At 71.4% G+C, this 25,191-nt stretch carries 25 protein-coding genes; 8 read left to right on the top strand and 17 right to left on the bottom strand.

The features are described 5' to 3' along the window. Nucleotides 1–81: 81 nt before the first annotated feature. Genes FHX39_RS17495 through FHX39_RS17475 form a run of 5 tightly spaced genes read right to left on the bottom strand, consistent with a single transcriptional unit; the run spans nucleotide 82 to nucleotide 5,412 of the window. Entirely contained in the window at nucleotides 82–1,152 is a 1,071-nt protein-coding gene (locus tag FHX39_RS17495) for an ABC transporter ATP-binding protein (RefSeq protein ID WP_183340515.1), read from the bottom strand. Between the two features lie 2 nt (nucleotides 1,153–1,154). Next, entirely contained in the window at nucleotides 1,155–2,054 is a 900-nt protein-coding gene (locus FHX39_RS17490) for a carbohydrate ABC transporter permease (RefSeq protein WP_183340513.1), read from the bottom strand. Continuing rightward, entirely contained in the window at nucleotides 2,051–2,977 is a 927-nt protein-coding gene (locus FHX39_RS17485; RefSeq protein ID WP_183340511.1) for a carbohydrate ABC transporter permease, read from the bottom strand. Before FHX39_RS17485 ends, FHX39_RS17490 begins: the two co-directional genes overlap by 4 nt. A 48-nt stretch (nucleotides 2,978–3,025) precedes the next feature. After that, nucleotides 3,026–4,360: an ABC transporter substrate-binding protein gene (locus FHX39_RS17480; protein WP_183340509.1), complete on the bottom strand. Its 1,335-nt coding sequence runs from the start codon at nucleotides 4,358–4,360 to the stop codon at nucleotides 3,026–3,028. Nucleotides 4,361–4,389: 29 nt separating this feature from the next. Continuing rightward, nucleotides 4,390–5,412, bottom strand: coding sequence for a Gfo/Idh/MocA family protein (locus FHX39_RS17475; RefSeq protein WP_183340507.1), 1,023 nt, complete (start codon nucleotides 5,410–5,412; stop codon nucleotides 4,390–4,392). Nucleotides 5,413–5,589: 177 nt separating this feature from the next. Between FHX39_RS17475 and FHX39_RS17470 the strand changes: the two genes are divergently transcribed. Continuing rightward, the gene (locus FHX39_RS17470) at nucleotides 5,590–6,771 is read left to right on the top strand and encodes an ROK family protein (RefSeq protein WP_183340505.1); all 1,182 of its coding nucleotides are present in this window, start codon (nucleotides 5,590–5,592) and stop codon (nucleotides 6,769–6,771) included. Between the two features lie 33 nt (nucleotides 6,772–6,804). Continuing rightward, on the top strand, nucleotides 6,805–7,680 hold the full coding sequence (gene ypfJ, locus FHX39_RS17465) for a KPN_02809 family neutral zinc metallopeptidase (protein WP_183340503.1): 876 nt from the start codon (nucleotides 6,805–6,807) through the stop codon (nucleotides 7,678–7,680). On the opposite strand, the gene FHX39_RS17460 is transcribed toward ypfJ, so the two are convergent. The 4 genes from FHX39_RS17460 to msrA form a co-directional block, all read right to left on the bottom strand. Beyond that, complete coding sequence (locus FHX39_RS17460) at nucleotides 7,673–8,929, bottom strand: MFS transporter (RefSeq protein WP_183340501.1); 1,257 nt, start codon at nucleotides 8,927–8,929, stop codon at nucleotides 7,673–7,675. The genes ypfJ and FHX39_RS17460 overlap by 8 nt on opposite strands. Nucleotides 8,930–9,110: 181 nt before the next feature. After that, nucleotides 9,111–9,404, bottom strand: a complete 294-nt coding sequence (locus tag FHX39_RS17455) for a hypothetical protein (RefSeq protein ID WP_183340499.1) — start codon at nucleotides 9,402–9,404, stop codon at nucleotides 9,111–9,113. A gap of 44 nt (nucleotides 9,405–9,448) precedes the next feature. After that, a complete protein-coding gene (locus tag FHX39_RS17450) occupies nucleotides 9,449–11,092 on the bottom strand; it encodes an ABC-F family ATP-binding cassette domain-containing protein (protein WP_183340497.1) in 1,644 nt (547 codons plus the stop codon). A 197-nt stretch (nucleotides 11,093–11,289) separates the two neighbouring features. Next, nucleotides 11,290–11,922 (bottom strand): peptide-methionine (S)-S-oxide reductase MsrA, encoded by a 633-nt coding sequence (gene msrA, locus FHX39_RS17445; protein WP_183340495.1) that lies wholly within the window; start codon nucleotides 11,920–11,922, stop codon nucleotides 11,290–11,292. Nucleotides 11,923–12,052: 130 nt separating this feature from the next. On the opposite strand from msrA, the gene FHX39_RS17440 reads away from it, so the two are divergent. Continuing rightward, nucleotides 12,053–13,201, top strand: a complete 1,149-nt coding sequence (locus tag FHX39_RS17440) for a cystathionine gamma-synthase (protein WP_183340493.1) — start codon at nucleotides 12,053–12,055, stop codon at nucleotides 13,199–13,201. Between the two features lie 140 nt (nucleotides 13,202–13,341). Here FHX39_RS17440 and FHX39_RS17435 read toward each other — a convergent pair whose 3' ends face one another. Together FHX39_RS17435 and FHX39_RS17430 are read right to left on the bottom strand one after the other, a co-directional pair. After that, nucleotides 13,342–14,028 (bottom strand): uracil-DNA glycosylase, encoded by a 687-nt coding sequence (locus FHX39_RS17435; protein ID WP_183340491.1) that lies wholly within the window; start codon nucleotides 14,026–14,028, stop codon nucleotides 13,342–13,344. Further along, nucleotides 14,006–15,280, bottom strand: coding sequence for an MFS transporter (locus tag FHX39_RS17430; protein WP_332836909.1), 1,275 nt, complete (start codon nucleotides 15,278–15,280; stop codon nucleotides 14,006–14,008). Before FHX39_RS17430 ends, FHX39_RS17435 begins: the two co-directional genes overlap by 23 nt. A 104-nt stretch (nucleotides 15,281–15,384) precedes the next feature. Between FHX39_RS17430 and FHX39_RS17425 the strand changes: the two genes are divergently transcribed. Then, a complete protein-coding gene (locus FHX39_RS17425; protein ID WP_232531433.1) occupies nucleotides 15,385–16,614 on the top strand; it encodes an AI-2E family transporter in 1,230 nt (409 codons plus the stop codon). A 144-nt stretch (nucleotides 16,615–16,758) separates the two neighbouring features. Here the strand turns inward: FHX39_RS17425 and FHX39_RS17420 are convergent, their stop codons facing one another. The 3 genes from FHX39_RS17420 to FHX39_RS17410 form a co-directional block, all read right to left on the bottom strand. Beyond that, nucleotides 16,759–18,006, bottom strand: a complete 1,248-nt coding sequence (locus tag FHX39_RS17420) for a L,D-transpeptidase (RefSeq protein WP_183340487.1) — start codon at nucleotides 18,004–18,006, stop codon at nucleotides 16,759–16,761. A 225-nt stretch (nucleotides 18,007–18,231) separates the two neighbouring features. Then, nucleotides 18,232–19,902, bottom strand: coding sequence for an MDR family MFS transporter (locus tag FHX39_RS17415; protein ID WP_183340485.1), 1,671 nt, complete (start codon nucleotides 19,900–19,902; stop codon nucleotides 18,232–18,234). A 59-nt stretch (nucleotides 19,903–19,961) separates the two neighbouring features. Continuing rightward, nucleotides 19,962–20,420, bottom strand: coding sequence for a MarR family winged helix-turn-helix transcriptional regulator (locus tag FHX39_RS17410; protein WP_183340483.1), 459 nt, complete (start codon nucleotides 20,418–20,420; stop codon nucleotides 19,962–19,964). 140 nt (nucleotides 20,421–20,560) lie between these two features. Between FHX39_RS17410 and FHX39_RS17405 the strand changes: the two genes are divergently transcribed. Together FHX39_RS17405 and FHX39_RS17400 are read left to right on the top strand one after the other, a co-directional pair. Next, a complete protein-coding gene (locus FHX39_RS17405) occupies nucleotides 20,561–21,544 on the top strand; it encodes a hypothetical protein (protein WP_232530652.1) in 984 nt (327 codons plus the stop codon). Further along, nucleotides 21,541–21,951: a DUF2089 domain-containing protein gene (locus tag FHX39_RS17400; RefSeq protein ID WP_198424012.1), complete on the top strand. Its 411-nt coding sequence runs from the start codon at nucleotides 21,541–21,543 to the stop codon at nucleotides 21,949–21,951. The genes FHX39_RS17405 and FHX39_RS17400 overlap by 4 nt, the downstream gene beginning before the upstream one ends. A 93-nt stretch (nucleotides 21,952–22,044) precedes the next feature. Here the strand turns inward: FHX39_RS17400 and greA are convergent, their stop codons facing one another. Together greA and FHX39_RS17390 are read right to left on the bottom strand one after the other, a co-directional pair. Continuing rightward, nucleotides 22,045–22,551, bottom strand: coding sequence for a transcription elongation factor GreA (gene greA, locus FHX39_RS17395; protein WP_183340481.1), 507 nt, complete (start codon nucleotides 22,549–22,551; stop codon nucleotides 22,045–22,047). 65 nt (nucleotides 22,552–22,616) lie between these two features. Beyond that, on the bottom strand, nucleotides 22,617–23,033 hold the full coding sequence (locus tag FHX39_RS17390; RefSeq protein ID WP_183340479.1) for a DUF4307 domain-containing protein: 417 nt from the start codon (nucleotides 23,031–23,033) through the stop codon (nucleotides 22,617–22,619). Between the two features lie 73 nt (nucleotides 23,034–23,106). On the opposite strand from FHX39_RS17390, the gene mca reads away from it, so the two are divergent. Continuing rightward, complete coding sequence (mca, locus tag FHX39_RS17385) at nucleotides 23,107–24,018, top strand: mycothiol conjugate amidase Mca (protein ID WP_332836908.1); 912 nt, start codon at nucleotides 23,107–23,109, stop codon at nucleotides 24,016–24,018. A 155-nt stretch (nucleotides 24,019–24,173) separates the two neighbouring features. Further along, complete coding sequence (locus FHX39_RS17380; protein WP_183340475.1) at nucleotides 24,174–24,377, top strand: hypothetical protein; 204 nt, start codon at nucleotides 24,174–24,176, stop codon at nucleotides 24,375–24,377. A gap of 27 nt (nucleotides 24,378–24,404) precedes the next feature. Here FHX39_RS17380 and FHX39_RS17375 read toward each other — a convergent pair whose 3' ends face one another. Beyond that, a complete protein-coding gene (locus FHX39_RS17375) occupies nucleotides 24,405–25,190 on the bottom strand; it encodes an FAD:protein FMN transferase (RefSeq protein ID WP_332836907.1) in 786 nt (261 codons plus the stop codon). Nucleotide 25,191 lies beyond the last annotated feature (1 nt).

Here is a 25,191-nt window from a genome sequence, read left to right as displayed (position 1 = left end):
CAGCGCCGCGGTGCAGTGCGTCGGGGGAGCGGTCGGACCCTTCTGACCCTCGGTCAGACGGTCGACCGCCCGGGGTTGGGGTCAGTCGGCCAGACGCGTCCCGGACGCGGGGTCGAAGGTGTGCAACCGGGCCGCCGAGGTGTCGATCTTCACCGGGTCTCCGACCTGGAACGTGCCGAAACCGGGCACGCGCACGGCGAACAGGGCGGTCCCGAGATCGACGGTCACGTCGGAGGCGTTACCGAGCGGTTCGATCACCTTGACAGTGCCGTGGGCGTCGGACCCCGGCGCGGCGACGAGACCGCACTCCTCGGGCCGCAGGCCGACCCGGACCTCGTCGGCGGACGCGGGGAGCCCGACCCGCAGGGTCGAACGGGCTATCGCGTACCGCCCGTCCCCGTCCCGCTGCGCGGGCAGCAGGTTCATCCGGGGCTTGCCGACGAAGGAGGCGACGAACTCGGTGGCCGGCTGGTGGTAGATCTCGTACGGCGTCCCGTACTGCTCGAGCCTGCCGCGGCTCATCACGACGATGCGGTCGGAGAGCGTCATCGCCTCCTCCTGGTCGTGGGTGACGTAGACGCTGGTCGCCCCGAGCTCGGCGTGCAGCAGCTTGAGCTCGCTCCGGGTCTGGTCGCGCAGCAGGGCGTCCAGGTTGGACAGCGGTTCGTCGAACAGGAACACCGCGGGCCGCCGGGCGATGGCCCGGGCCAGCGCGACCCGCTGCCGCTGGCCGCCCGACAGCCGACGCGGCTTGTCGCGCAGCACGTGCTCGATGTCGAGCCGACGGGCGGCGTCGTGCACCCGCTGGTCGAGCTCGGCCTTGGGGACCTTCCGCATCCGCAGCCCGAAAGCGATGTTCTCGTAGACGTTCATGTGCGGGTAGAGCGCGTAGTCCTGGAACACGAACGCGAGGTCGCGCTTGTCCGCGTCGAGGTCGTCGACGCGCTCGCCGTCGATCAGGATCTCGCCGGACGTGATGTCCTCCAGGCCGGCGATCATGTTCAGGGTGGTCGACTTGCCGCACCCCGACGGCCCGAGCAACGAGACGAACTGCCCGTCGCCGATGGTGTAGCTCAGGTCCTGCACGGCAGGCGCACCACCCTTGCGGCCGCCGTAGGTCTTCTCCACGTGCACGAGCTCGATCTCTGCCATCTCTACCCCTTCACCGCACCTTCGACGAGGCCATGGATGATCCACTTCTGCGCCACCAGCGCGAGGACGAGCACCGGCACCGCGGTGATGACTCCCGCGGTCGCCGCCGACGTGTAGTCCATGGCGAACAGACCCTGGAACGCGGCCGTCTTCACCGGCAGCGTCGTCGCCGCGGTGGAGGTCAGCACCTTCGCCAGGAAGAAGTCGCTCCAGCTGGTGATGAAGGCCAGGATCGCCGTCGCGGCCAGCCCGGGGGCGGCCAGGGGGAAGGCGATCTTGACCATGATCTGCAGGCGGTTGCAGCCGTCGATCCGGGCCGCCCGCTCCAGGCTCGGCGGGATCTCGTCGAAGAAGCCGACGAGCATCCACACCACCAGCGGGAGGATGAACGCGGTGTAGGTGACGACGAGCCCGCCCAGCTGGTCGTACAGGCCGAAGGCGCGCAGCAGGATGAACAGCGGCACGGCCAGCACGATGACCGGGATGGCCTGCACCGTCAGCATCCCGAGCAGCAGCGCGTTCCGCCCGCGGAAGCGGTAGCGGGCGAAGGCGTAGGCGCAGGCCGAGCCGAGCACCATGCAGACGACCGTGGTCGAGATCCCCACGATGGCCGAGTTGGCCATCGGGACCAGGAACGAGGAGTCCGACAGCAGCCGCCCGTACGAGGCTCCGGTCAGCAGGGCGGGGTCCAGGTCCGGGTGCGCCTGCTGGAGCGCCGATGACGGGTACAGGCTGTACACGAGCATCCACAGGAACGGGGCCAGCAGGTACACCAGCAGGAGCGCGACCAGCACGCGGTGGCCCACGGTCCCCAGCCGGCGACGGCGCCGACGGCCCGCGTCCCCCGGCGTGCTCGCCCGTGGTCCGCTCGTCGTGCCCGCAGGCGTCGTCAGCGTGCTCACCGCGCCTCCGTCCGGTCGTCGCCCCGTCGCCCGAGCAGCAGGATCCAGAACAGGGTCACGAGGATGATCAGGACCATCGCCGCGACGGCGAGGCTGGCACCGTAGCCGCGGTCCAGGTTGCTGAAGGTGACGAGGTAGGCCAGGAAGTTGATCGTGGTCGTGCCCTCGGCCGGGCCGCCGGAGCCGCCGGTCAGGACGAAGATCGTGTCGAAGACCTTCAGCGACCACATCGACTGCACGATCAGCGCGAACATGATCGGTCCCCTCAGGTTGGGCAGGGTGATCTTGCGGAACCGCTGCCAGCCGTTGGCCCCGTCGATCCGGGCCGCCTTGTAGATGTTGCTCGGGATCCCCTGCAGGCCGGCCAGCATCAGCAGGCACAGGAACGGCAGGAGCTTCCACATCTCGGCGAAGATCAGCACGTTCATCGTCAGGCCCGGGTCGGCCAGCCACTGCACCCGGGTGTCGATCACCCCGGTGCTGAGCAAGATCGTGTTCATGATCCCGCTCGAGCCGTCGAAGATCAGCTTCCACATGATGCCGTTCACCACGGGCGGCACGGCCCACGGCACGAGCAGCAGCACCCGGACGAGGGTGCGGCCGCGGAACTCGACGTTGAGCAGCACGGCGATCAGCACGGCGAGGGCCACGCCGCCGAGCACGGTGAACGCGGAGAAGTAGAGCGTCCGCCCGACCGCACGATGCACGGCGGGGTCGCTGAGCAGGTCGCCGTAGTTGGCCAGGCCGACGAACGGGTGGTAGGACCCGAGCTTGTCGTTCCAGCTGAAGCCCGACATGTACAGGGCGTAGCCCATCGGGTAGCCGAGCAGCAGCACCACGACCGCCACCGCGGGCAGGGAGAGGCCCAGCCCGAAGCGGAGGTCACGCCGTCGTCGTACGTCGGCGCGTGTCGTCACCGTCATCGTCCCCTCCTCGCCATCGTGCTGCTCCTCCGTCCTGCCTTCCGAGTCCTACCGCTTCAGGTACTTGTCGACCAGGGCCTGCGTCTGGGTCGCCAGCGTGTCCAGCGCCTCCTTCGGCGTCGTCTTCTTGTTCATCGCGTTGATGATCTGGACCGACATCAGCTGGTCGAGCTCGCTCGACCACGGGGTGCCCCAGCGCTTGGTCGCGTACGCCGTCGACTCCTGGTAGGTCTTCAGCACCGGAAGCGCCTTGACGCTCGCCGGGTCGGTCAGCACCGGCTCGGAGACCGGGAACCAGCCCTCCTGGGTGACGATCTGCTTCTGCACGTCACCGGTCGCCACGAACTGCAGCCAGGCGAGTGCCGCCTCCTTGTTCTTGCTGAACTTGCTGACGGCGAAGCCCTCGGAGCCGTCGATGGATGCCGACCGGACCCCCATGCCGGGGATCAGGCCGTTGCCGACCGTGCTCGCGTCCAGGGCTGAGCCCTGAGCGGTGGCGACCGCGTACTGGAAGGGCCAGTTGAAGACCATCCCGGTCCGGCCCTTGGCGAACAGGTCGCCGAGGTCGGAGGCGTTGCTGATCTGCAGGGAGGAGGGGTCCATGACCTTGTGCACCTGCAGCAGGTCGACGAAGTTGGACAGCGCCTGGACACCCTGCTCGCTGTTGAAGATCGGCTTGTAGTCCGCGTCGTACATGTCGCCGCCGTTGAGCAGCAGCACGCGCAGGAAGTTCTGGTAGGCACCCGCCGCGTTGCCGATGTCGCAGGCGTAGCCGTACCGGTCCTTGGTGGTCAGCGCCTTGGCGGTGCTGACGAACTCGTCCCAGCTCTCGGGGCCCTTCGTCGGGTCGACCCCAGCCTGCTCGAACAGCGGCTTCGACCAGAACATGGTCTGCACGCTGGAGAACTTCGGCAGCCCGTAGACCTTGCCCTGCCACGACACCGCGTCCAGGGCCGGCTTGATCAGGTCCGCCGGGACCGCGGAGCTGTCCAGCTCCTGCAGCCAGCCTGCCTGGCCGAACTCGGCCGACCAGCCCGCCCACGTCATCACCACGTCGATGCTGCTGTCCTGCGCGGCGAACAGGGTGGCGTAGCGGTCGTGCAGGTCGTTGAAGTTGCCCTGCGTGTAGGACTTCACCTTGATGCCGGTCTTGGCCTCGAAGGCGGCGATCGTCGAGGCCTGGAAGAGCTTGTTCGTGTTGTCGTCCACGATCGTGATCTCGCCGGTCGGCGCGCTGCCCGGCTTGAGCGGACCTTCTGACGCCGCGCCGGACGCGCCGTTGCTGGAGCTGTCGTTGGCACTGACGCAGCCGCCGAGGGCGACCGCACCGACGGCGAGGCCGCTCAAGGAGAGCAGGCGACGGCGGGTGAGCGGTGTGGGCATGGCGTTCCTCCGAGGTGTGGGGTGGGTGGTCAGAGAGGCTGCGGGAGACCAGTGGCGAGGCTGGCGTGCACGGCCTCGATGGCGGCCGTGATGCGACACCCATAGGCGGCGTCCGGCAGGTCGCGTTCCTCGCCGTTCAGCGCGGCGATGAAGTCCGAGGCCATGTCGATCGGCACTCCGCGCAGCCGGCCGTGACGCTCGTGCACGCCGAACTGCAGCCAGCTGATGCCGTCGGGGTCGTAGCGGGTGACCCCGTCGTGGGAGATGTCGAAGTGGTAGACCGAGCTCTCGGTCTGCACCTCGTAGCGGAAGTCGAAGACCGACGGAGCGGTCTCCGGCAGCACCCAGGACGAGTTGAGCACGACGGTCGACCCGTCCGACATGGCGAACGAGGCGGTCACGGCGTCCCAGGTGTCGACGCCCAGCTCGGGCAGCACCCGCTTCGTGCCCCGAGCGAACACCTCGACGGGATGGGTGCCGGTCAACCACATGGTCAGGTCGAGGCTGTGGGGCATCAGGAACCAGGCCGGCGAGCTCTTCGAGGCCCAGGACAGCATCTCGGTGGGCACCCACCGCGTGTCGTTGAGGTTCACGACCTGGGCGACGACGCGTCCTGCCGCCGCCTGGGCGAGCTGGTCCCGGACCTCGAGGAACTTCTGGTTCCAGCGGTTCTCGAAGCCGACCACGACCCGCGAACCCGACTCCTCGGCCGCTGCGCGGATCGCCTCGGCGTCCTCCGTGGTCGTCGCCAGCGGCTTCTCCACCAGCAGGTCCAGACCTCGGGAAGCGCAGGCCACGGCGACGTCGCGGTGGGCGAAGTCCGGGGTGGCGATGATGGCGGCGGTGGCGTCCGGGTGGGCGCTGAGCATGGTCTCGACGTCGGCGTGGACGGGGACGCCCAGCGTCGTCGCGTTCCGGTCGCGCACGGCCGGCGACGGGTCGCAGAGCGCGACCAGCACCGCGTCCGGGTGCTGGAGCACCGTGGTCGCGAACATGGAGCCACGGATGCCACCGCCGACGACGACGACCTGAGGGCGTGCGGGGAAGACCATGCGGTACCGCCTTCGTATGCGAGCTCGGGGTCCCGGGAGCCAGGATCAGGACGGGCACCCAGAAGGTATGTTGTGAACTCTTACATACCGTGGAGGGGCTGTCCAGGGTCCGCAATTACGATCATGTGAACCATCTCGGGGCGTCCTGCGCCTCACGCAGGAAGGGCGACCTCGACCATGCCGACGGTCAAGCGCGACGCGGGGCTGCTCAACCCCGCGAGCATCGGGCAGGTGAACCGGTCGCGCGTGCTCGAGCTGCTGCACCAGAACGGACCGTCCAGCCGGGCGCAGCTCGCCCGGGCGCTGAACGTCAACCGCGCCACCATCGCCTCGATCCTCCACCCGCTGATCGACAACCGGACGCTCGTTGAGGGGGAGCAGGTCGCCGCTTCTCCGCACGGGGGCAAGCCGGCCCGACCGCTGTGGTTCAACGCCGACGGGCTCGAGCTGGGGGCCATGCGGCTGGCGGCCCAGGCCGTCGCGGTGGCGCGCATCGGGATGGACGGTACGACCCACGCGTCCGAGCACGCCCCCCTCGACCCGGGGCAGAGCATCGAAGACCTGGAGGAGACGGTGCTGGCGCTGGCCGCGCGCTGCTTCGGGGACCGGCCGCTGCTCGGGATCGGCATCGCCGCCTCGGGCATGGTGGACACCACGTCGGGCACGATCATCTCCCTGCACCTCGCGCCGGTGCTGAACCACTACCCGCTGGGACCTGTGCTGGCCGAGAGGTTCGGGGTGCCGGTCGCCGTCGACCACCACCCTCGCGTCCAGGCGCTCGGCGACAAGTGGTTCGGGTACGGACGCCACCTGCCGAGCTTCGCGTCCGTCTACACCGGCGAGGCCCTGGGCATGGGCATCGTGCACGAGGGCCAGATCATCGCCGGCCCGGCCGGTGCCGGTGGTGAGTACGGCCACACGGTCGTCGACATGGGCGGTGAGCTGTGCCTCTGCGGTCGGCACGGGTGCTGGGAGACGGTGGCGAGCGTGCTGTGGCTGCGTCGGGAGGCGGAGCGGCGCGGTGTCGAAGACCCGCAGACCGTGGGCGCTGCACGGTTGTCCCGTGCCGCGGGAACTGGCGATGCGGCGGCCTCTGACCTGCTCGACCTCTACGCGCGGAATCTCGCCATCGGGATGGCGAACAACGAGCACATGCTGGCCTCGGGCACGTACGTCGTCCACGGTGATGTGGCGGCTGGTGGCGAGCTCATGCGAAGCCGGCTGCAGCACTGGCTGACCACCTTCAGCCCGCGACGCGGCCTCCCGACGACCGTCGTCCTGGGGGAGAGCGGCGACCAGATCGCTCTGCTCGGCGGCGCGGGCCTCGTGCTCTCACGGGAGCTCGGCGCCGGGATCTGACGTCAGCCGCCGGTCTCGGCCACACTGTGCGTCGTGAAGTACAACGAGGGCGCGAACCTGGACCCGTCGCAGGTCGGCGGCCGTTCCGGCGGCGGTGGCAAGATCGCGATCGGCGGCGGGGCCGGCGTGGTCGTGCTGATCCTCGCCCTGCTGCTCGGCGTCAACCCCGGCGACCTGCTCGGCACGGACGCCCAGCCGGGGCAGCAGCCCGGGTCGAGCCAGGCCGCGTCCTCGCCCTTCGCGCAGTGCACCCGGGGCAGCGACATCGGCACCGACCGGAACTGCCGCTTCGTGGCCTACACGAACTCGATCCAGGACTACTGGGGCGACGCGGTGCCCGACTACCAGGTCATCAAAGTCAACACCTTCACCGGGCAGATCTCCACCGCGTGCGGCACGGCGACGTCGGAGGTCGGGCCCTTCTACTGCTCCGGCGACACCGCGGTCTACCTCGACCTCGGCTTCTTCGACGAGCTCACGACCAAGCTCGGCGCCCAGGGTGGGGACGCGGCGGAGGCGTACGTGCTGGCCCACGAGTTCGGCCACCACGTGCAGGACCTCGAGGGCACGCTGCGCCGGGTCCAGGGCGGCAGCGGCGGGACGGGACCGACCTCGCCGGGCGTCCGGCTCGAGCTCCAGGCGGACTGCTACGCCGGCGTCTGGTTCAACCACGCGACGAACGACCCGCAGTCACCGATCAGCGAGGTCACGCAGGCCGACCTCGACGACGCGTTGGACGCGGCGGCCGCGGTCGGCGACGACCGGATCCAGAAGAAGATGCAGGGCCAGGTGACCCCGGAGTCGTGGACGCACGGGTCCGCGGCGAATCGTCAGAAGTGGCTCACGACCGGCTTCACCACCGGCGACCCGAACGCCTGCGACACGTTCGCCGCGGGCGCGGTCAGCTGAGGACGGTCTCGCGGGCCTTCTCGCGCCGCTGGAACGCGAGCCCGACGGCGAAGATGATGATGCCGACCACTGGCAGCACGACGGACACCCGGCTCGGCCACGCGTACGAGTAGCCCGCGGCGAGCACGGCGCCGCCGAGCCAGGCGCCGACCGCGTTCGCGACGTTGAGGGTGGAGTGCATCAGCGCGGCGGCGAGCGACTGGCCGCCCGCGGCGACGTCCATCAGGCGGGTCTGGAGCGCCGGCATCATGAAGCTGCCCGAGCCGCCGAGCAGGAAGACGGCGAGGAACGCGCCGACCGGCGTCGTGGCCAGGAAGCCGAACGCGCCGAGGACCACGCCGATGGCGACGAGGCCGGCGAACAGGGTCGGGACCAGCGCGCGGTCGGCGAGCCGCCCGCCCAGCAGGGTCCCGACGGTCGAGCCGACGCCGAAGGACGCGAGGATCCAGACCACACCGTTCTCGCTCAGCCCGGCCAGGGTCATCACCGTGGGGGCGATGTAGGAGTACGTCGCGAACATGCCGCCGAAGCTGACCATGCCGGTCACCAGCGCGAACCAGACCTGCGGGCGGGCGAGGGCGCTCAGCTCGGAGCGCACGCTCGCCGTCCCGGTGCCGACGCGGACCGGGGGCACCCAGGTGTTCACGGCGACCAGGCACGCGAACGCGAGGACCGCGACGGCGATGTAGAGCGCGGGCCAGCCGAGGTGCTGCCCGGCCCAGGTGGCCACCGGCACGCCGACGATGTTCGACACCGTGAGCCCGAGCATCACCCGGGCCACGGCGGAGGCGCGACGGTTGGCGGGCACCAGGGCGGCGGCGGTCACCGAGGCCACCCCGAAGTACGCGCCGTGCGGCAGCCCGGAGACGAACCGCGCGACCAGCAGGAAGCCGAACGACGTGGCGAAGGCCGAGGCCGCGTTCCCGACGAGGAACACGAGCATGAGGATCAGCAGGAGCTGACGGCGCGGGACCCGCGCGGCGACGGCGGCGATCAGCGGGGCGCCGACGACGACGCCCAGCGCGTACGCGGAGACGAGGTGGCCCGCGGTGGGGATCGAGACGCCGACCCCGGCGGCGATCTGGGGCAGCAGACCCATCGACGCGAACTCGGTCGTGCCGATCGCGAAGCCGCCGACGGCGAGGGCGAACAGCGCCCAGCTCGCCCGGGTCGGCCGGTCTGCTCCGAGGGAGTCGAAGTGGGTGGGGCTCGAGGTCGTCGACGGCTCGGGGGGCGCAGCGGCAGTCATCAACGTCTTCCTGAGGGGGTGGTCGGGCGAACGGGTCGCCTCTGACCGTCCGCGCCAACCTCGGTCGCCGCCCGCTTGTTCCGGCTGTGCCTCACCTCACAGCGAGGTGGGGAACGACAACGGGGATGATTCGACACCGCTGCGGTGCCGAATCATCCCCGTCGGTCGGGAACAGGTCAGGTCAGGCGTGGCCGACCGTGGGGCCGTCGACTTCCTGGACGTCCTGGCTGGGCTCGACCGCCTCCTCGAGGTCCTTCGCGTCGATCTCCAGGCCGGCGACGGGGTTGCCCGACGCCGTGCCCTCGGTGCCGTGCTCGGGCATCTCGCCCGGCTTCAGCGCGTCCCGCGGCGGTGCGCCGCCGTTGCTGGCGCGGGCCACGCGCTGCATGCTGTTGGCCGCGTACGCCTTGGACTCACGGTTGTCGCGGACGTCGATGTCCTGCTGCTGCGGGGTCTCGGGCTGCTCGTTGGTCATGCCCCGAACCTACTGGGCCCTGCCGCACCGCCGTCGCCCGAGCGTCAGACGGGTCGTTCCTCGACCCGGCCGTGGTCGACGTGCAGGCGGCGGGTCACGTGCACGGCCTCGAGGAGCCGACGGTCGTGGCTGACCAGGACGAGCGTGCCCGCGTACGAGGCGAGCGCGCTCTCGAGCTGCTCGATCGCCGGCAGGTCGAGGTGGTTGGTGGGCTCGTCCAGGACGAGCAGGTTCGTCCCGCGGGCCTGCAGCAGCGCGAGCGCGGCCCGGGTGCGCTCGCCGGGGGAGAGGGACTCGGCGGCCCGGCCCACGTGGTCGGCCCGCAGGCCGAACTTGGCCAGCAGCGTCCGCACGTCGGCCGGCGACCAGTCGGGCAGGGCACGTTCCACGACGTCGGTGAGCAGGTCGGGCCCGTCGACGAGGTCGCGGGCCTGGTCGATCTCGCCGACCTGCACCGAGGCGCCCAGCGACGCCGAGCCCTCGTCCGGGACGGTGCGGCCGAGGAGCAGCCCGATGAGCGTCGTCTTGCCGGCCCCGTTCGGCCCGACGACGGCCACCCGGTCGCCGTACGCGAGCGACAGGTCGACCGGGCCGAGGGTGAAGTCGCCCCGTCGGACGACCGCGCGGTTGGCGGTGCTGACGACCGAACCCGACCGCGGGGCGGCGGCGATCTCCATCTGGAGCTGCCACTCCTTGCGCGGCTCCTCGACCTGGTCGAGACGCTCGATCAGCCGCTCCGTCGCCCGGACCTTGGACGCCTGCTTCTCGGTCCGGTTGATGCGGAAGTCGCGCTGCGCCTTGTCCCCGTCCTTGGGGTTCTTCTTCTCCTTGGTCACGCCCTGCACCGCCCACGCACGCTGCGAGCGCATCCGCGTGGTCAGGTCGGCCTTGGTCTCGGCGAACTCGTCGTACGCCTCCCGCGCGTGCCGGCGGCGCACCTCGCGCTCGGCCAGGTAGGCCTCGTAGCTCCCGCCGAACACCTCGACGCGCTGCTGGGCGAGGTCGAGCTCGACCACGGTCGTCACGCAGCGGCGCAGGAACTCGCGGTCGTGGCTGACCACGACGGCGCCGACGCGGAGGTCGGTCACGAAGCGTTCCAGCCGGTCCAGGCCGTCGAGGTCCAGGTCGTTCGTCGGCTCGTCGAGCAGCAGGACGTCGAAGCGGGACAGCAGCAGCGCCAGCAGCCCGACGCGGGCGGCCTCGCCGCCGGACAGGCTGGTCATCAGCGCGTCCGGCCCGACGGTCAGCCCGAGGTCGGCGCTCTGCTCGGCCACCCGCTCCTCGAGGTCGGCCCCGCCGAGGGCGAGCCAGCGGTCGAACGCCGTCGCGTACCAGTCGTCGGCGCCGGCCTCCTCGCGGGTCAGCGCCTCGGTGGCCGCGTCGAGGTCGGCCTGCGCGGGCTCGACGCCGGTCCGGCGGGCGACGTACGCGGTGACGGTCTCGCCCTCGCGGCGCTCCGGCTCCTGGGGCAGCAGGCCCACGGCCGCGCTCGGCGGGCTGAGGCTGATGGTGCCCGCCTCGGGTCGCCCGTGCCCGGCGAGCAGGCCGAGCAGCGTCGACTTGCCGGCCCCGTTCGCCCCGACGAGCCCGATCACGTCTCCCGGGGCGACGGTGAGGTCCAGCCCGGAGAACAGCACCCGCGCCCCGTGCCCGGCGCTGAGGTCACGGGCGACGAGGGTGGCTGACACGAGACCTCAACTTACGGTCGTGGCGGACCGAGCGCGACCGATTACCGCGGGGCAGGGAGCGGACCACCTCCGAGCGTCGGCAAGGGAGGGAGCCCGGCGGAGTCTGGACGACGAGCCGGGAACGACACGCTCTTCGTCGTTCCCGGCGAGCCGGAAGACCCCGTCGAAGGCGGACGACCGGGCGCGAGGAGGAGTAATCAGTTGCAGGTCACACCGGTGGCGTGGACCGGGCAGTAGCCGTTCGGGTTCTTGTCGAGGTACTGCTGGTGGTAGTCCTCGGCGTAGAAGAACTCGGGGGCCGGCTTGACCTCCGTGGTGATGCGGCCGTAGCCGGACCGCGTGTACTGCACCTGGTACTCGTCGCGGACGCGCTCGGCCGTGGCCAGCTGCTCGGGCGTGGTGGTGTAGACCGCCGAGCGGTACTGCGTGCCGACGTCGTTGCCCTGGCGCATGCCCTGGGTCGGGTCGTGGTTCTCGAAGAAGATCCGCAGCAGGTCCTCGAGCGTCGTCTTGGTCGGGTCGTAGCTGACCTTGACGATCTCGGTGTGCCCGGTGCGGGCGCTGCAGACCTCCTCGTACGAGGGGTTGGGGGTGTAGCCGCCCTGGTAGCCGGCGGCGGTGTTCGTGACGCCCGGCGCCTGCCAGTAGAGCTTCTCCGCGCCCCAGAAGCAGCCGAGGGCGAGGTAGACGACCTCGGAGCCCGCGGGGACCTGCTGGACCGGGATGCCGAAGATCTCGTGGAACGTGGGCTCGGCGAGGACCGAGCGGCCGCGGCCGCGCAGGGCCTGCTCCGGCTCGACGAGCGTCGACTTCATCTTCGAGAAGAACATGGTTCGAGTCTGCCTCTCTGCACGGACCTGGATGGGCCGGCACCGACACAACTGTCGCGTGCGACCGGATGTTCCGGGGCGGGCGACGTTCCCCGAGCCCGGTGGCGGGGTGCCTATTAACCTCGGGCGCGTGACTGAACCCCTCGGCTTCTCCACCCGCGCCATCCACGCCGGGCCGGAGGCGGACCCCGCGTACAACGCGGTGACACCGCCGATCTACGCGACCTCGACCTACAAGCAGGACGGCGTGGGCGGGACGCGCGGCGGCTACGAGTACTCGCGCTCGGGCAACCCGACCCGCACCGTGCTCGAGGAGACCCTGGCCTCGCTCGAGGGTGGTCGTCACGGGCTCGCCTTCGCGAGCGGGCTCGCCGCGGAGGACGCGGTGCTGCGGGCGTTCACCGGTCCCGACGGCCACGCGGTCGTCCCGCACGACGCGTACGGCGGCACCTACCGCCTGTTCGCCCGCGTGTACGACGGCTGGGGCCTGCGCTGCTCGCCCGTCGACCTGACCGACCTCGCCGCGGTCGAGGCCGCGATCGTGCCGGAGCAGACGACGGTCGTCTGGGTCGAGACCCCGACCAACCCGATGCTCAACGTGGTCGACATCGCCGCGGTCGCCGGCCTCGCGCACGCCGCCGGGGCGCTGCTCGTCGTCGACAACACCTTCGCCTCGCCCTACCTGCAGCAGCCGCTCGCCCAGGGGGCCGACATCGTCGTGCACTCGACGACGAAGTACATCGGCGGGCACTCCGACGTGGTCGGCGGGGCGCTCGTCGTGAACGACGACACCCTCGCCGAGCGCCTGCGCTTCCACCAGAACGCGATGGGCGCCGTCGCCGGCCCCTTCGACGCCTGGCTGACGCTGCGCGGCCTGCGCACGCTGAGCGTCCGGATGGAGCGGCACTGCGACAACGCGGAGCGGGTGGCCGAGTTCCTGGTGGAGCACCCGGCCGTCTCCGAGGTGATCTACCCGGGCCTCACGTCGCACCCCGGCTACGACCTCGCCGCCCGCCAGATGCGGCGCTTCGGCGGCATGATCAGCTTTCGCGTCGCCGGCGGCGAGCAGCAGGCCCTCGACGTCTGCGCCAAGACGAAGGTGATCATCCTCGGCGAGTCTCTCGGCGGCGTCGAGTCCTTGATCGAGCACCCGGCCCGGATGACCCACGCCTCCGTCGCCGGCACCCCGCTCGAGGTGCCCTCCGACCTCGTCCGCCTCAGCGTCGGCATCGAGGACGCGGACGACCTCATCGCGGACCTCGCGCAGGCCCTCGGCTGAGCCCGGACGTTCCCCGAGCCTGTCGACGAGTCGCGAGAACGCTCCCTGAGCCTGTCGAAGGGCCCGGAACGGGTTGGCGCTGCTGAGGTGGAACGCCGACCTCTTCGAGGCCCTTCGACAGGCTCAGGGGGCGTCTCGGCTCAGGAGACGGTCGGCAGGCGCCAGTCGATCGGCGCGGCACCCTGGGCGGCGAGCAGGTCGTTCACGCGGCTGAAGGGGCGTGAGCCGAAGAACCCGTAGCGTGCCGAGAGGGGCGAGGGGTGCGCGCTCTCGACGACCGGGACGTCGCCGAGCACCGGCGCGAGCTTGCGGGCGTCGCCGCCCCAGAGCACCGCGACCAGCGGACCGCCGCGCTCGACGAGCGCCTCGATGGCCCGCTGCGTGACCTGCTCCCAGCCGCGGCGCCGGTGCGAGCCGGAGCGGCCCGGTTCCACGGTGAGGACCCGGTTGAGCAGCAGCACGCCCTGCTCGAACCACGCCGTCAGGTCGCCGTGCTCGGCGGGCGGGATGCCGAGGTCGGCCTCGAGCTCGACGTAGAGGTTCCGCAGCGAGCGCGGCACCGGTCGTACGTCGGGCGCGACCGAGAAGGCGAGCCCGACCGGGTGGCCGGCGGTGGGGTAGGGGTCCTGGCCCACGACGAGCACGCGGACGTCGGCCAGCGGGCGGCTGAAGGCCCGCAGGACCCGGGGCCGGTCGGGGAGGTACGCGCGCCCGGCGGCCTCCTCGGCGTCGCAGAAGGCCTCGGCGCGGTCGAGCGCCGCAGCGGCCGGACGGAGGGCGTCCGCCCAGTCCGGGCTGAGCCCGTCAGTCCACACGGGTCGGCTCATCGCTCCCCTGGGGATCGGTCGGCACGGGCACCGGCGCGGCACCCGGGTGCGGCGTCTCGCGCGGCATCCGCGCCGACGCGACGGTGCCGACGAGCAGCAGCGCCGCGCCGACGGCGAAGGCGACGGGGTAGCCGACGCGGTCGGCGAGGAAGCCGGCGACCAGCGGGCCGAGGATCGCGCCGACGTCGGACGACATGGAGAAGATCGCCACCGGGGTGCCGCCCCGTGCCCCGGCCGCGTCGCCCACGGAGGCCGCCGGCGCCGTGCCGAGGAACGCGGCGGCGACCCCGTAGAGGCAGAGCAGGGCGATGAGGACGACGATGTTCGGGGCGAAGGCCACGCCCAGGATCGAGGCGGCCGCGAGCACCGTGCCGAGCATCATCGCGGGCCGGCGACCGACCGTGTCGACGAACCGCCCGGCGGGCCCGACCGCCACGGTCTGGACGACGGCCGCGCAGGTGAAGGCGATGCCGGTCCAGGACGTGCTGCGGTGCAGGACCTCGACCACGAGCACCGGCACGAGGGCCGACCGGACGCCGAAGGACGACCAGCCCTGACCCAGGCTCACCAGGCACGCGGCCTGGAACCGCCTGTCGTGCAGCACCTCGCGCAGCGGGCGTACGGCGAGGTCGGGTGCGTCGCCGGGCCGCTCGCTGCGGGTGCGCAGCAGGAACAATCCGACCGTGCCGGCCACGGCGAGGGTGGCGGCGTAGAAGAAGAACGGGGCGGTGATGCTGATGGCCGCGAGGACGCCGCCGATGGCCGGGCCCGCCATGCCGCCGAGCAGGAAGCCGGCCTGGAAGAAGCCCGTCGCGCGGCCCCGGACGCCCGGTCCGACGCTGGTCAGCAGGAGCGTGGTGGCCGACACCGTGAACATGGCCGAGCCGATCCCGCCGAGCCCGCGCAGCACGAGCAGCTGCTCGTAGCTCGTCGAGATCCCCGCCAGCCCGCTGCTGACGGCGACGACGTAGATGCCGACCGCCAGGACGACGCGCTCGCCGAAGATCCCGATCAGGCGACCGCAGAACGGGCTGCACGCCAGCCGCATCAGGGCGAAGGCGGAGACGACCGCTCCCACCTCGAAGTTGTTCACCCCGAAGCTCCGCGCGAAGACGGGGAGCACCGGGACCAGGACGCCGAAGCCCACGGCGACGCAGAAGGCGATCAGGCCCAGGACGTAGACCTCACGGGGCAGCCGCGCCTCGCCGGGGTGCTGTCGCCGCCGCAGGAAGGCGGGTCGGGCGGGTGGCACCGGGACAGTGTGCCCGCATCGGCCGGGAGAACGCGGTCCGACCACTAACGTTGAGCCGTCTCGGGCCCCTCACCGAGCACGAGGAGAGCAGAAGCGTGACGTTCATGGACCAGCTCCGCCGCAGGATCGGTGGCGGAGGCGGCGCGATCCCACCGGCGCTGCTCCCGACCAGGACCGGTACCCGGGGCGACGGGGCCGACACCGACGTCGCGGAGATCCCGGAGGTCTCCGTCCACGTCGAGGACGTGAACTCGCGCTTCAACGAGGCGGTGCCGGACGGCCTGCACGTGGCCGCGGCCTGGGGCTGGCGGGTCATCGTCGTCGCGATCATGGTCGCGGGGATCGCGTACGTGCTGGCGTTCCTCTCCGAGGTCACCATCCCGCTGCTGGTCGCCGTGCTGCTCACCGCGCTGCTCCTGCCGGTGACGAAGCGCCTCCACACCTGGGGCGTCAACCGCGGCCTCGCGACCGCGATCACCGTGCTCGGCGGTCTCGTGGTCATCGCGGGCGTGCTGTTCCTGATCGTCAGCTCGATCGTCTCTCAGTCGTCGACCCTGGGCACGAACGTCACCACGGGCTTCAACCAGCTCGCCAACTGGCTCCAGAACGGGCCGCTGCACGTCAGCGCCACGTACTTCAACCCGAACGAGTGGGTCACCCGCATCACGGACTGGGTGAAGACGAGCCAGGACACGATCACCACGTACGCGGCCGAGATCGGGTCGTCCGTCGGGCACTTCCTCGCGGGCTTCGCCCTGGCGCTGTTCTCGCTGTTCTACTTCCTCCACAACGGCCGCGAGATCTTCGCGTTCCTGCTGCGGTTCTTCCCGCGGAAGTCGCGGGCCCGCGTGGACCGCGCCGCCCTCAACGGCTGGCAGTCGCTCTCGTCCTACGTCCGGGCGACCATCCTCGTCGCGCTGGCCGACGGCGTGGGCGTGCTGATCGCCGCGCTGATCATCGGGGTGCCGGCGGCGCCGGCGCTGGCCGCCCTGGTCTTCCTCGGCGCCTTCGTCCCGATCGTCGGGGCCTTCGTGTCCGGCTTCGTCGCCGTGCTCGTGGCCCTCGTCGCGCTGGGCTGGGTCCAGGCCCTGTTCATGCTCGGCGCGATCGTCCTCGTGATGGAGCTCGAGAGCCACATCCTGCAGCCCTTCCTCATGGGCCGGGCGGTCAAGATCCACCCGCTCGCCGTGCTGCTCGCGATCGCCATCGGCATCATCCTCGGCGGCATCATCGGTGCCCTCTTCGCGGTGCCGATGCTGGCCTTCGTCAAGACGTTCGTCCAGCACCTCTCCGACGAGCTGCCCAACCCGGAGACGTCGGTCGTGTCCCGCTGACGGCGGCTCAGGGGGCGCGCTCGACAGGCTCAGGGGGCGTAGCCCGGGTTCAGGGGGACTGCAGGGCGTACCCGCACCGATGAACGCGAAGGGCGGGCCCGGCGTGAGCCGGACCCGCCCTTCGTGGCGTTCAGAGGTTCAGCCTCAGAGGGCCGAGCCCTTCTTGTACTCGTTGAACGAGGCGTTCCAGTCGGAGTAGCCGTTACCGGCCTCGATGCCCTTGCTCGAGCCCGTGGTGACGACCGGGTCGCCGATGAGCGTGTTCTCGATCAGGTAGCGCGAGTTGGCGATGCTCATGCCCACGCAGCCGTGGCTGACGTTCGCGCGACCCTGGCTGGCCGTGCTCCAGGGCGCCGAGTGCAGGAACTCGCCGGAGTTCGTGAGCCGCATGGCGTACGCCGCCGTGAGGCTGTAGTCCTCCTCGGCCCCGATCTGCTCGTTGGTCATGACCTTGTTGTACTCCTTGGCCATGATCAGCTTGGTGCCGCTGCGGGTCGTCCAGCCCGGCTTGCCGCCGGTCACGGGGATGCTGCGGACCTTCTTGTCGTTCTTGTAGACCGTGGCGTAGTCGGACTTGAGGTTGACCTTGATCACGAACTTGCGCCCGACGGTGAAGTCGGTCTTGGACGACTTCTGCCCGTAGGTGCCGTTGCCGGCGCTGACCCCGTTGATGTCGGCGTCGACGACGACCTTGGTGCCCGGCTTCCAGTACGACTTCGGACGCCAGTGCACCTCCTGGTTGCCGTACCAGTGCCAGCTGCCGGTCTGCTTGGGCGTCGTGGTGACGTGCAGGTTCTTCTCGATCGACTTCTTGTCGGAGACCGGGGTGTCGAAGCGCACGATGGCCGGCATGCCCACGCCGACCTTGCTGCCGTCGAGGGGGTAGATCTCGGGGAAGACCTGCTTGCTCAGCGCGAGCGACTGGGTCTTGAAGCTCGTCTTCTCCGAGGTGCTCTGCCCGGCGGTGTTCTTGCCGGTCATCGTGAGGTCGTACGTGCCGGCGGGCTCGAGGCGGTCGGCGGCGGTCCAGCTCGTCTTCGCCTTGTTCATCGAGCCCTTGAGGGTGCCCTTCTGGGCCTTCCCCTTGGTGTCGGTGTACTTGTACGCGAGCTCGACCTTCGACAGCTTGCCGAGGCTGGCCTTGGCGCTGACCACGGTCGAGACCTTCACGCCGTCCTCGCCGTCGTCGACGTTCGCGGTCAGCTTGACCGCGGGGGTCGTCGGGGTCGCCGAGGGGGAGGGCGAGGTCGCCGGCTGGGTGGTGCTGCCCGGGGCCGGGCTCTGGCCGGTCGTGCCGGAGGCGTCGGGCACGGTGCCGCACCCCGCGCTCACGGCGAGCAGGATGACTGCGGAGACCAGGCCACCAGCGGCCAGGTGTCGTCGGGTCGGCATCGGGTGTCGTCTCCTCAGGTGCGTCCGGATGGACTCGGTGGCGCCAGCGGGGGCAGGCGGACGTGGTCCCACGAGGCACAACGCATCGAGCACCGCTAAGGTGCCCCACCTCACCCGCCCCTCCAATGTGCCACCGGCCCCGACCCTTTTCCTAATCCGGGTGAAGTCCGAGACGAGACCGTTGCGCTCTCGTACGGCGGCCGTGCGAAGTGTGTCGAGCCGGTCTCAGTGGACGGAGCCGACCAGCTCGTCGCTGGCCTCGAGGGTCGCCGGGTCCGGCGTCTCCCGACCGCCCAGCGGCTTCTCGCGCATCAGCAGCGCGATGACCAGCGCGACCCCGAGGAAGGGCACCGCGACGAGGAACAGGTCGTCCATCGCCTGGGTGAAGGCGGTCAGGACCCAGGTGCGGACCGGCTCGGGCAGCGCCTGGATGGCGCTGACGTCGCTGATCGAGCTCGTGGCGGCGCCGGCCTCGGCGCCGGCACCGGCCGGGATGACCGCCGCCAGGTGGTGGGCCAGCCGCAGGTTGAGGATGGCGCCGAAGAGAGCCGTCCCGACCGCGCCGCCCATCGAGCGGAAGAAGGTCACCGCGGCGGTGGCGACCCCCATGTGCCGGCGGTCGACGCTGTTCTGGACCGCGGTCACGACGACCTGCATGGTCAGCCCGAGCCCGGCGCCGAAGACGAACATCAGCACGGCGACGTACGGGTAGCCGGTGTCCACGGCGATCCGGGACAGCCCGACGAACGCCGCGCCCACGACGACCGCCCCGGTGACCGGCATCCACTTGTAGCGCCCGGTCCGGCTCATGATCTGCCCGCCCGAGATCGAGGTCGCGAAGATCCCGACGACCAGCGGCAGCATGGCCAGACCCGACTCGGTCGCGCTCATGCCCTTGACCGCCTGCAGGTAGATCGGCAGGTAGATCAGCCCGCCGAACATCGCGACGCCCATGATCATCGCGAAGCCGACGTTGGAGACGAAGGTCCAGGAGCGGAAGAGCTCCAGCGGGATGATCGGCTCCGCGGCGCGACGCTCGACGAGCACGAAGAGCACGGCCAGCACGACGACGGCGGCGAGGAGGCCGAGCCCGGTGGCCGAGGTCCACCCGAGGTCGGGACCCGCCCAGCTCAGGTAGAGCACCAGGCTCGTGACCGCGCCGACGATGGTGGCCGCGCCGAGGTAGTCGACGGTGGCCTCCCGCTTGACGTGGTGCAGCTTGAGCGCGAAGGACGTGACCACCAGCGCGGCCGCACCGATCGGCAGGTTGATGAAGAAGATCCACTCCCAGCCCAGGTGGTCGGTGAAGAGCCCGCCGAGCAGGGGGCCCGCGACCGAGGAGACGCCGAAGACGGCGCCGAAGAGGCCCTGGTAGCGGCCGCGCTCGCGGGGCGGGATCACGTCGCCGATGACGGCGAGCGCGAGGGACATCAGCCCGCCGCCGCCGAGGCCCTGCACCGCACGGCCGAAGATCATCACGTCGATGCCGGGCAGGCCGAGCGCGGTGGAGAGCGGCAGCGCGAAGCCGCAGATCACCGAGCCGACCAGGAACACGACGATCGCGGCCTGGAAGATCGGCCGGCGACCGCGCAGGTCGGAGATCTTGCCCCACAGCGGCGTGGCCGCGGTCGAGGTGAGGAGGTAGGCGGTGACGACCCAGGACAGCTTGTCCAGCCCGCCGAGCTCGGAGGTGATCTTGGGCAGCGCGACGCCGACGATGCTCTGGTCGAGGGCCGCCAGGAACATGCCCGCCATCAGGCCGCCGATGACCACGAGGATCTGGCGGTGGCTGAGGTAGTCACCGCTCGGGGTCGGGTCGGCGGTGGCGGCTGTCGTGCTGGACGGCGTGCCGGTCGGGGCGTCCGCGAGGGCGCGGCGGGGTTCGTACGAGCTCATGGGCGTTCTCTGTCTGCTGGTTCTGGTGGTGACGGCGGGTACTGGTGAGGCCGGGCGCGTCAGCGGGTCCGGGACTCGACGCTGGCGACGAAGCGGCCGAGGAGACGTTCGAGGTCGGCGAGGTCGGCGGTGTCCCAGTCGTCGAGGCTGTCGGTGAGCACCTCGCGGCGCCGGGCCGTGGAGGCCGCGAGCTGCGTACGACCCTCCTCGGTGAGCCCGACGCGCTGGGCACGCCCGTCGTCGGGGTCCTGGGTCCGCTCGACGAGGCCGGACTGCTCGAGCTGGGTGACGTGGCGCGACACGGTGGAGGTGTCCAGCTGGGTGCTCGACGCGAGCGCGGTGACGCGGAGGGCGCCGGCCGCGAGGTTCTTGAGGACCCAGTACGTGGCCGGCTCGAGCTGGTCGCCCGCGAGGCGCTGCCGCATCAGCCGGCCGATGGTCATCGTCGTGCTCAGGAGGGAGTCGACGACCTGGGTGGCGGACGCCGCGGCCAGCGTCGCGTCCGAAGTCGATTGCATGGGACAAGCATATGAGTAGGTGTGTGGCCCAAGCAAGTGTCGGCTCCGCAGGCGCACAGGAACTGTCCCGACCCCGGCCCCGCCCTGATAGTGGAGCGAAGATCTTCCACTCTGGAAAGGTCCGCTTTACATTTGTGGTCATGAGCCCTGACCCGTTGATGACCGCGATCCTCGGCGACCTGGCAGCGGGGCGCATCGACGCCTCCGAGGCCGCCCGTCGGATCGACGCCCTGAAGGCCGCGCCCGTGGAGGACCGCTCGGAGCCCGTCGGCGTCGCGGCCGAGCCCGTGGACCGGACGACCACCACCCACGACGACGCCGAGAGCGACCCGTGGGCGGCGGCGACCGACCGGCCGCAGCACGCGACGTTCGCGCGGGAGAGCGTCGGGCAGCCGGTCGAGCCGGCCGGCGGGACGCCCGCCGACCCGCCCGTGGCCTCCGAGCCGCGCGGCAAGGCCGCCAACGGGGTGGAGCGTGTCTCCGTCCGCGCGGTCGGGCGACGCGTCCGCATCGTCGGCGAGACCTCGGTCGCCACGCTGTCGGCCGACGGGCCCCACGTGCTGCGCCGCAACGGGACCACGCTGGAGGTCTCGAGCGACGGCGAGATCGGCCCGAGCCTCGACGGCTTCAGCATCCTGCGGGGCGTGCCGCGCAGCCTCGAGGACGTCCGCGCGCTCGGCCTCGGCAAGGAGCTGCTGATCCGGGTCAACCCGGCGCTCACGGTGGACGTCGAGGTGACCGCTGGTCAGCTGAGCACGGAGCGCGTGCCGCACCTCGGCAAGATCCGGGTGACGGCCGGCGGCGCCAAGCTGCTCGACGTCACCGAGGTGAACGACGTGCTGGTCCAGGCCGGGTCGGCCACCATCAAGGGCACGATCACGCAGGGTCGGCACCGCGTCCGGGCGGAGTCGGGCTCGCTGTCGATCACGCTCGGCGACGACTCGAACGTCACGGTCAAGAGCGACGCCCAGCTGGGGCGGGTGAGCTGGGCCGGCGGCCACAGCGGGGCGGGCGACGAGGTCGTCATGGGCAACGGGAACGCCCGGCTCGACGTCGAGGTCGTCATGGGGCACGCCCAGGTCCGGGTCGGTTCCGACGCCGCGTCCTCGACGAGCGGCGCGTGACCGGCGTGGGGGAGCGCGTCCGGGCGACCGACCCGCACCGGCACCGCGCGCCCAGCGCCTGCCCCGTGTGCGGCGACCAGCTGGCGGTGACGCGGCTCGGCTGCGGGACCTGCGGCACCGAGCTGGCCGGCCTCTTCGCGCCCTGCGACTACTGCGCGCTGGACGACCGCGAGAGCGAGCTGCTCCGGGTGTTCCTCGCCTCGCGCGGCAACCTGCGCGAGGTCGAGAAGCACCTCGGCGTCTCGTACCCGACGGCGCGGGCCCGGTTCAACGACCTGCTGCGCAAGCTCGGCCTCGCCGGCGTCGAGGAGGCCCCGACCGTGCTGACCCGCGAGCAGATCCTCTCCGAGGTCGCCTCCGGCGCCCTCACCCCCGACGCCGCCCAGGAGCTCCTCGCGAACCTCTGAGCCCCGCCTTCTCCCGGCAAGTGGTCATTCCGGCAGTCTCCAGCCGGGTTTTGGAGGCCCGGAGTGACCACTTTCCGGGAGGACCGGGTGCGGCTAGCCGCCGTAGGGCTCGACCTTCACCACGGTGACGTTGATCTTGCTGCCGTTGGGGGCCTCGTACGTCGCGAGGTCGCCCTTCTTCTTCCCGAGGATCGCGGAGCCGAGCGGGGACTGGGGGCTGTAGACGTTGGTGTCGAGGTCGTCGGCGCCGAGCACCTCGCGCGAGCCGAGCAGGAACGTGTCGGTGTCGCTCTCGTCCCCGTCGAAGGCGATCGTCACCCGGGTGCCCGGGGCGACCTCGTCGGCGACGGCCGTGGCCTCGCCGACCTCGGCGCGCCGCAGCATGTCCTTCAGCTGGCGGATCCGGGCCTCCTGCTTGCCCTGCTCCTCGCGGGCCGCGTGGTAGCCGCCGTTCTCGCGGAGGTCACCCTCGTCGCGTGCGGCGGCGATCTTGGCGGTGACGTCGGCGCGGCCGGGACCTGACAGCTGCTCGAGCTCGTGCTGCAGCTTGTCGTAGGCATCCTGCGTCAGCCAGATGGTCTGTGTGGTGGCCTCGGACATCCGGTCACGATAGCAACGTGCGGGCCCGGCCCCCACCCCCTCACGCGCCGCCCCTCACGGTCACCTCACCGGGAGGTGCAGCTCCGGACGGTCGCCGAGGTCGCGCGGCGCAGCGTCGTGAGGGTGACCCGGGTGTCGACGACCTTGACCGTGCCCGCCTCGATGGGGACGTCCCGCTCGGCCACCGGCTGGAAGTCGGTGGACTGGGCGAGCAGCCGGCACGTGGCGGGCCGCGACGGGTCGGAGCGCTGGACGGTGATGACGACGTCGATCGCGGTGTCGGACACGACCTGATAGCTGGCGACCTGCCCGGCGACGGCCGGCTCGGCGTGCAGCAGCGCGGCCCACACGAGCCAGCCGAGGGCCACGAGCGTGGCCACGGCCGTGATGAGGATCTTCGTCCGGCGCTTGACCAGCGGCGGGGGATAGCGGCGGGCGAGACGTTCCGCGGCCGCGGCGTCCACGGTCGTCGGCTCGGTCACGCCCCCATCATCCTCGGTCCCCGAAGGGCTCGCGGGCCGAGACGGCTTCGGCGTGCGTGGGACGATGCCGGATGTGAACGAGGCCCCCCTGCGTGTCGACGCCCGTGGTGAGCGGCTGCGGCTGCTCCACGTGCACGCCCACCCCGACGACGAGTCCAGCAAGGGCGCGGCCACGACGGCGCGCTACGTGGCGGAGGGCGTGGAGGTGATGGTCGCGACCTGCACCGGCGGGGAGCGCGGCTCGATCCTCAACCCGAACATGGACCGCCCCGACGTGCTCGCGAACATCGCCGAGATCCGGCGCCAGGAGATGGACGCGGCCCGCCACATCCTCGGCATCGAGCAGGTCTGGCTCGGCTTCGTCGACTCCGGGCTCCCCGAGGGCGACCCGCTGCCGCCGCTGCCGCCGGGCAGCTTCGCCACCCTCGACGTCGACGAGGCGTCGATCCCGCTGGTGCAGGTCATCCGCCGTCTCCGCCCGCACGTCATGACGACGTACGACGAGCGCGGCGGCTACCCGCACCCCGACCACGTCATGTGCCACCGGATCAGCGTGGCCGCCTACGACCACGCCGCCGACCCGGACTGGCACCCCGAGCTCGGCCCGGTCTGGCAGACGCCGAAGCTCTACTACTCCTTCGCCTTCCACCTCGCCAAGACGGAGGCGCTCGACGCCGCCATGACCGCGCGCGGGCTGGAGTCCCCGTACGCGGAGCGCCTGCGCCGGTGGCCGCCGGACCCGGCGATGCAGGACCGGGTCACCACGCGGGTGCCGTGCGGGGACTACTTCGAGGTCCGCGACCGCGCCCTGCTCGCGCACGCGACGCAGATCGACCCGGAGGGCTCCTGGTTCCAGATCCCGATGGACCTGCAGCTCGAGGTGTGGCCGACCGAGGACTTCGAGCTCGCCCGGACGACGGTGGAGACCCACCTGCCCGAGGACGACCTGTTCACCGGCGTCGCCGATCGCGCGCCGACGCGGTGAGGAGGAACAGGTGAAGACACGCTTCTTCGTCTTCACCTGTGACGACGAACGCGTCGGACGAGGAGCGCGATCGCGTCCGAGCGGAGCGAGGACAGAAGGTTCCCATCACCCCCGCGTACGCTCGAGGTGTAGTCGTCCCCGGAGAAGGTGCCCTCGTGCTCACGCTGCTCGACCTCGACCCCAACATCGTGAAGCCGGGCTGGATCCCGCTGCTCATCACGATCGGTCTGGCCGCCGTGATGGTGCTGCTGTTCTTCAGCCTGCGCAAGCAGTTCCGGCGCATCGACGTCACCCGGTCGCAGCCCCAGCCCGGCGTCACCGACCCCGAGGCGTCGAAGGACGCGGCGCCGAAGGTCTGACGCAGACCTGACCTCGTCGGGTCGACGTCACCGCGTCGGGACGACCGTCGTGACCGCCCCGTCGGGAGCGACGACGAGGGCGCTGTCGATCGGTCGGGTGCGCAGCCACGCGGCCGCGCCGTCGCCCTGCGCGTACGCGGCCGTCGCGTCGATGTCGGCCCAGGTCAACGACGGTCCGATCACCGTGACCGACGCGACGTCTCGCGGCGGCAGCCCCGTCCGGGCGTCCACGAGGTGGGCGCCGCGGTGTGCGGTGCCGGAGGTGGCCACCGCCCCGGTCCGCAGCGGGACCACCGCGAGGACGCGGCCCGGGTCGTGCGGGTCCTCGATCCCGATCCGCCACGGCTCGGACGCCGACGAGGCGCGGCAGGTGATGTCACCCCCGGCGGAGAGACAGAAGTCGGTCTCGGCGAGGCGCGCGAGGTGCCGGGCGGCCCGTTCCGCCGCCCAGCCCTTGACCACCCCGCTCGGGTCGAGCCGGCGTGAGCCTCCTGCTGCCGGGAGCCGGACGGAGAAGGCGCCGCCCGACTCCGCGGCCGCCCGGGCGCCGAGCTCGAGGACCTCGGCGACCTCGGGCGGGCACTGACCGAGGTCGAGCTCTCCCCGGGCGAGGCGGCTGATCAACGAGTCCGACCGGTAGGTGCTGAAGACCCGGTCCACCTCGGCGAGCTCGGCCATGACGGCGGTCCAGGCCGACCGCCCCGCCGGTGTGGCCGCGTGGCGTCCGCGCAGCGCGAGGCTGATCGGCATCCCCATCACGTGCTCGACGTAGCGGTGGACGTCGGGCGCGGCGACCGAGGGAGCGGTGGTCACC

This window comes from Microlunatus antarcticus, from assembly GCF_014193425.1.
Lineage (GTDB): Bacteria > Actinomycetota > Actinomycetes > Propionibacteriales > Propionibacteriaceae > Microlunatus > Microlunatus antarcticus.
The sequence above is the reverse complement of the archived record's forward strand: the minus strand, read 5'-3'. Positions and strand labels throughout refer to the sequence as shown.

What these genes read in the sequence shown, in the direction of transcription:
- FHX39_RS17425 (WP_232531433.1), top strand. Translation starts at nt 15,385, where the DNA reads ATGGACCAGCTCCGCCGCAGGATCGGTGGCGGAGGCGGCGCGATCCCA.
- FHX39_RS17470 (WP_183340505.1), top strand. Translation starts at nt 5,590, where the DNA reads ATGCCGACGGTCAAGCGCGACGCGGGGCTGCTCAACCCCGCGAGCATC.
- FHX39_RS17475 (WP_183340507.1), bottom strand. Translation starts at nt 5,412, where the DNA reads ATGGTCTTCCCCGCACGCCCTCAGGTCGTCGTCGTCGGCGGTGGCATC.
- FHX39_RS17455 (WP_183340499.1), bottom strand. Translation starts at nt 9,404, where the DNA reads ATGACCAACGAGCAGCCCGAGACCCCGCAGCAGCAGGACATCGACGTC.
- FHX39_RS17410 (WP_183340483.1), bottom strand. Translation starts at nt 20,420, where the DNA reads ATGCAATCGACTTCGGACGCGACGCTGGCCGCGGCGTCCGCCACCCAG.
- FHX39_RS17435 (WP_183340491.1), bottom strand. Translation starts at nt 14,028, where the DNA reads ATGAGCCGACCCGTGTGGACTGACGGGCTCAGCCCGGACTGGGCGGAC.
- FHX39_RS17405 (WP_232530652.1), top strand. Translation starts at nt 20,561, where the DNA reads ATGAGCCCTGACCCGTTGATGACCGCGATCCTCGGCGACCTGGCAGCG.
- FHX39_RS17460 (WP_183340501.1), bottom strand. Translation starts at nt 8,929, where the DNA reads ATGACTGCCGCTGCGCCCCCCGAGCCGTCGACGACCTCGAGCCCCACC.
- FHX39_RS17420 (WP_183340487.1), bottom strand. Translation starts at nt 18,006, where the DNA reads ATGCCGACCCGACGACACCTGGCCGCTGGTGGCCTGGTCTCCGCAGTC.
- FHX39_RS17495 (WP_183340515.1), bottom strand. Translation starts at nt 1,152, where the DNA reads ATGGCAGAGATCGAGCTCGTGCACGTGGAGAAGACCTACGGCGGCCGC.
- FHX39_RS17480 (WP_183340509.1), bottom strand. Translation starts at nt 4,360, where the DNA reads ATGCCCACACCGCTCACCCGCCGTCGCCTGCTCTCCTTGAGCGGCCTC.
- greA (WP_183340481.1), bottom strand. Translation starts at nt 22,551, where the DNA reads ATGTCCGAGGCCACCACACAGACCATCTGGCTGACGCAGGATGCCTAC.
- FHX39_RS17415 (WP_183340485.1), bottom strand. Translation starts at nt 19,902, where the DNA reads ATGAGCTCGTACGAACCCCGCCGCGCCCTCGCGGACGCCCCGACCGGC.
- msrA (WP_183340495.1), bottom strand. Translation starts at nt 11,922, where the DNA reads ATGTTCTTCTCGAAGATGAAGTCGACGCTCGTCGAGCCGGAGCAGGCC.
- FHX39_RS17485 (WP_183340511.1), bottom strand. Translation starts at nt 2,977, where the DNA reads ATGACGGTGACGACACGCGCCGACGTACGACGACGGCGTGACCTCCGC.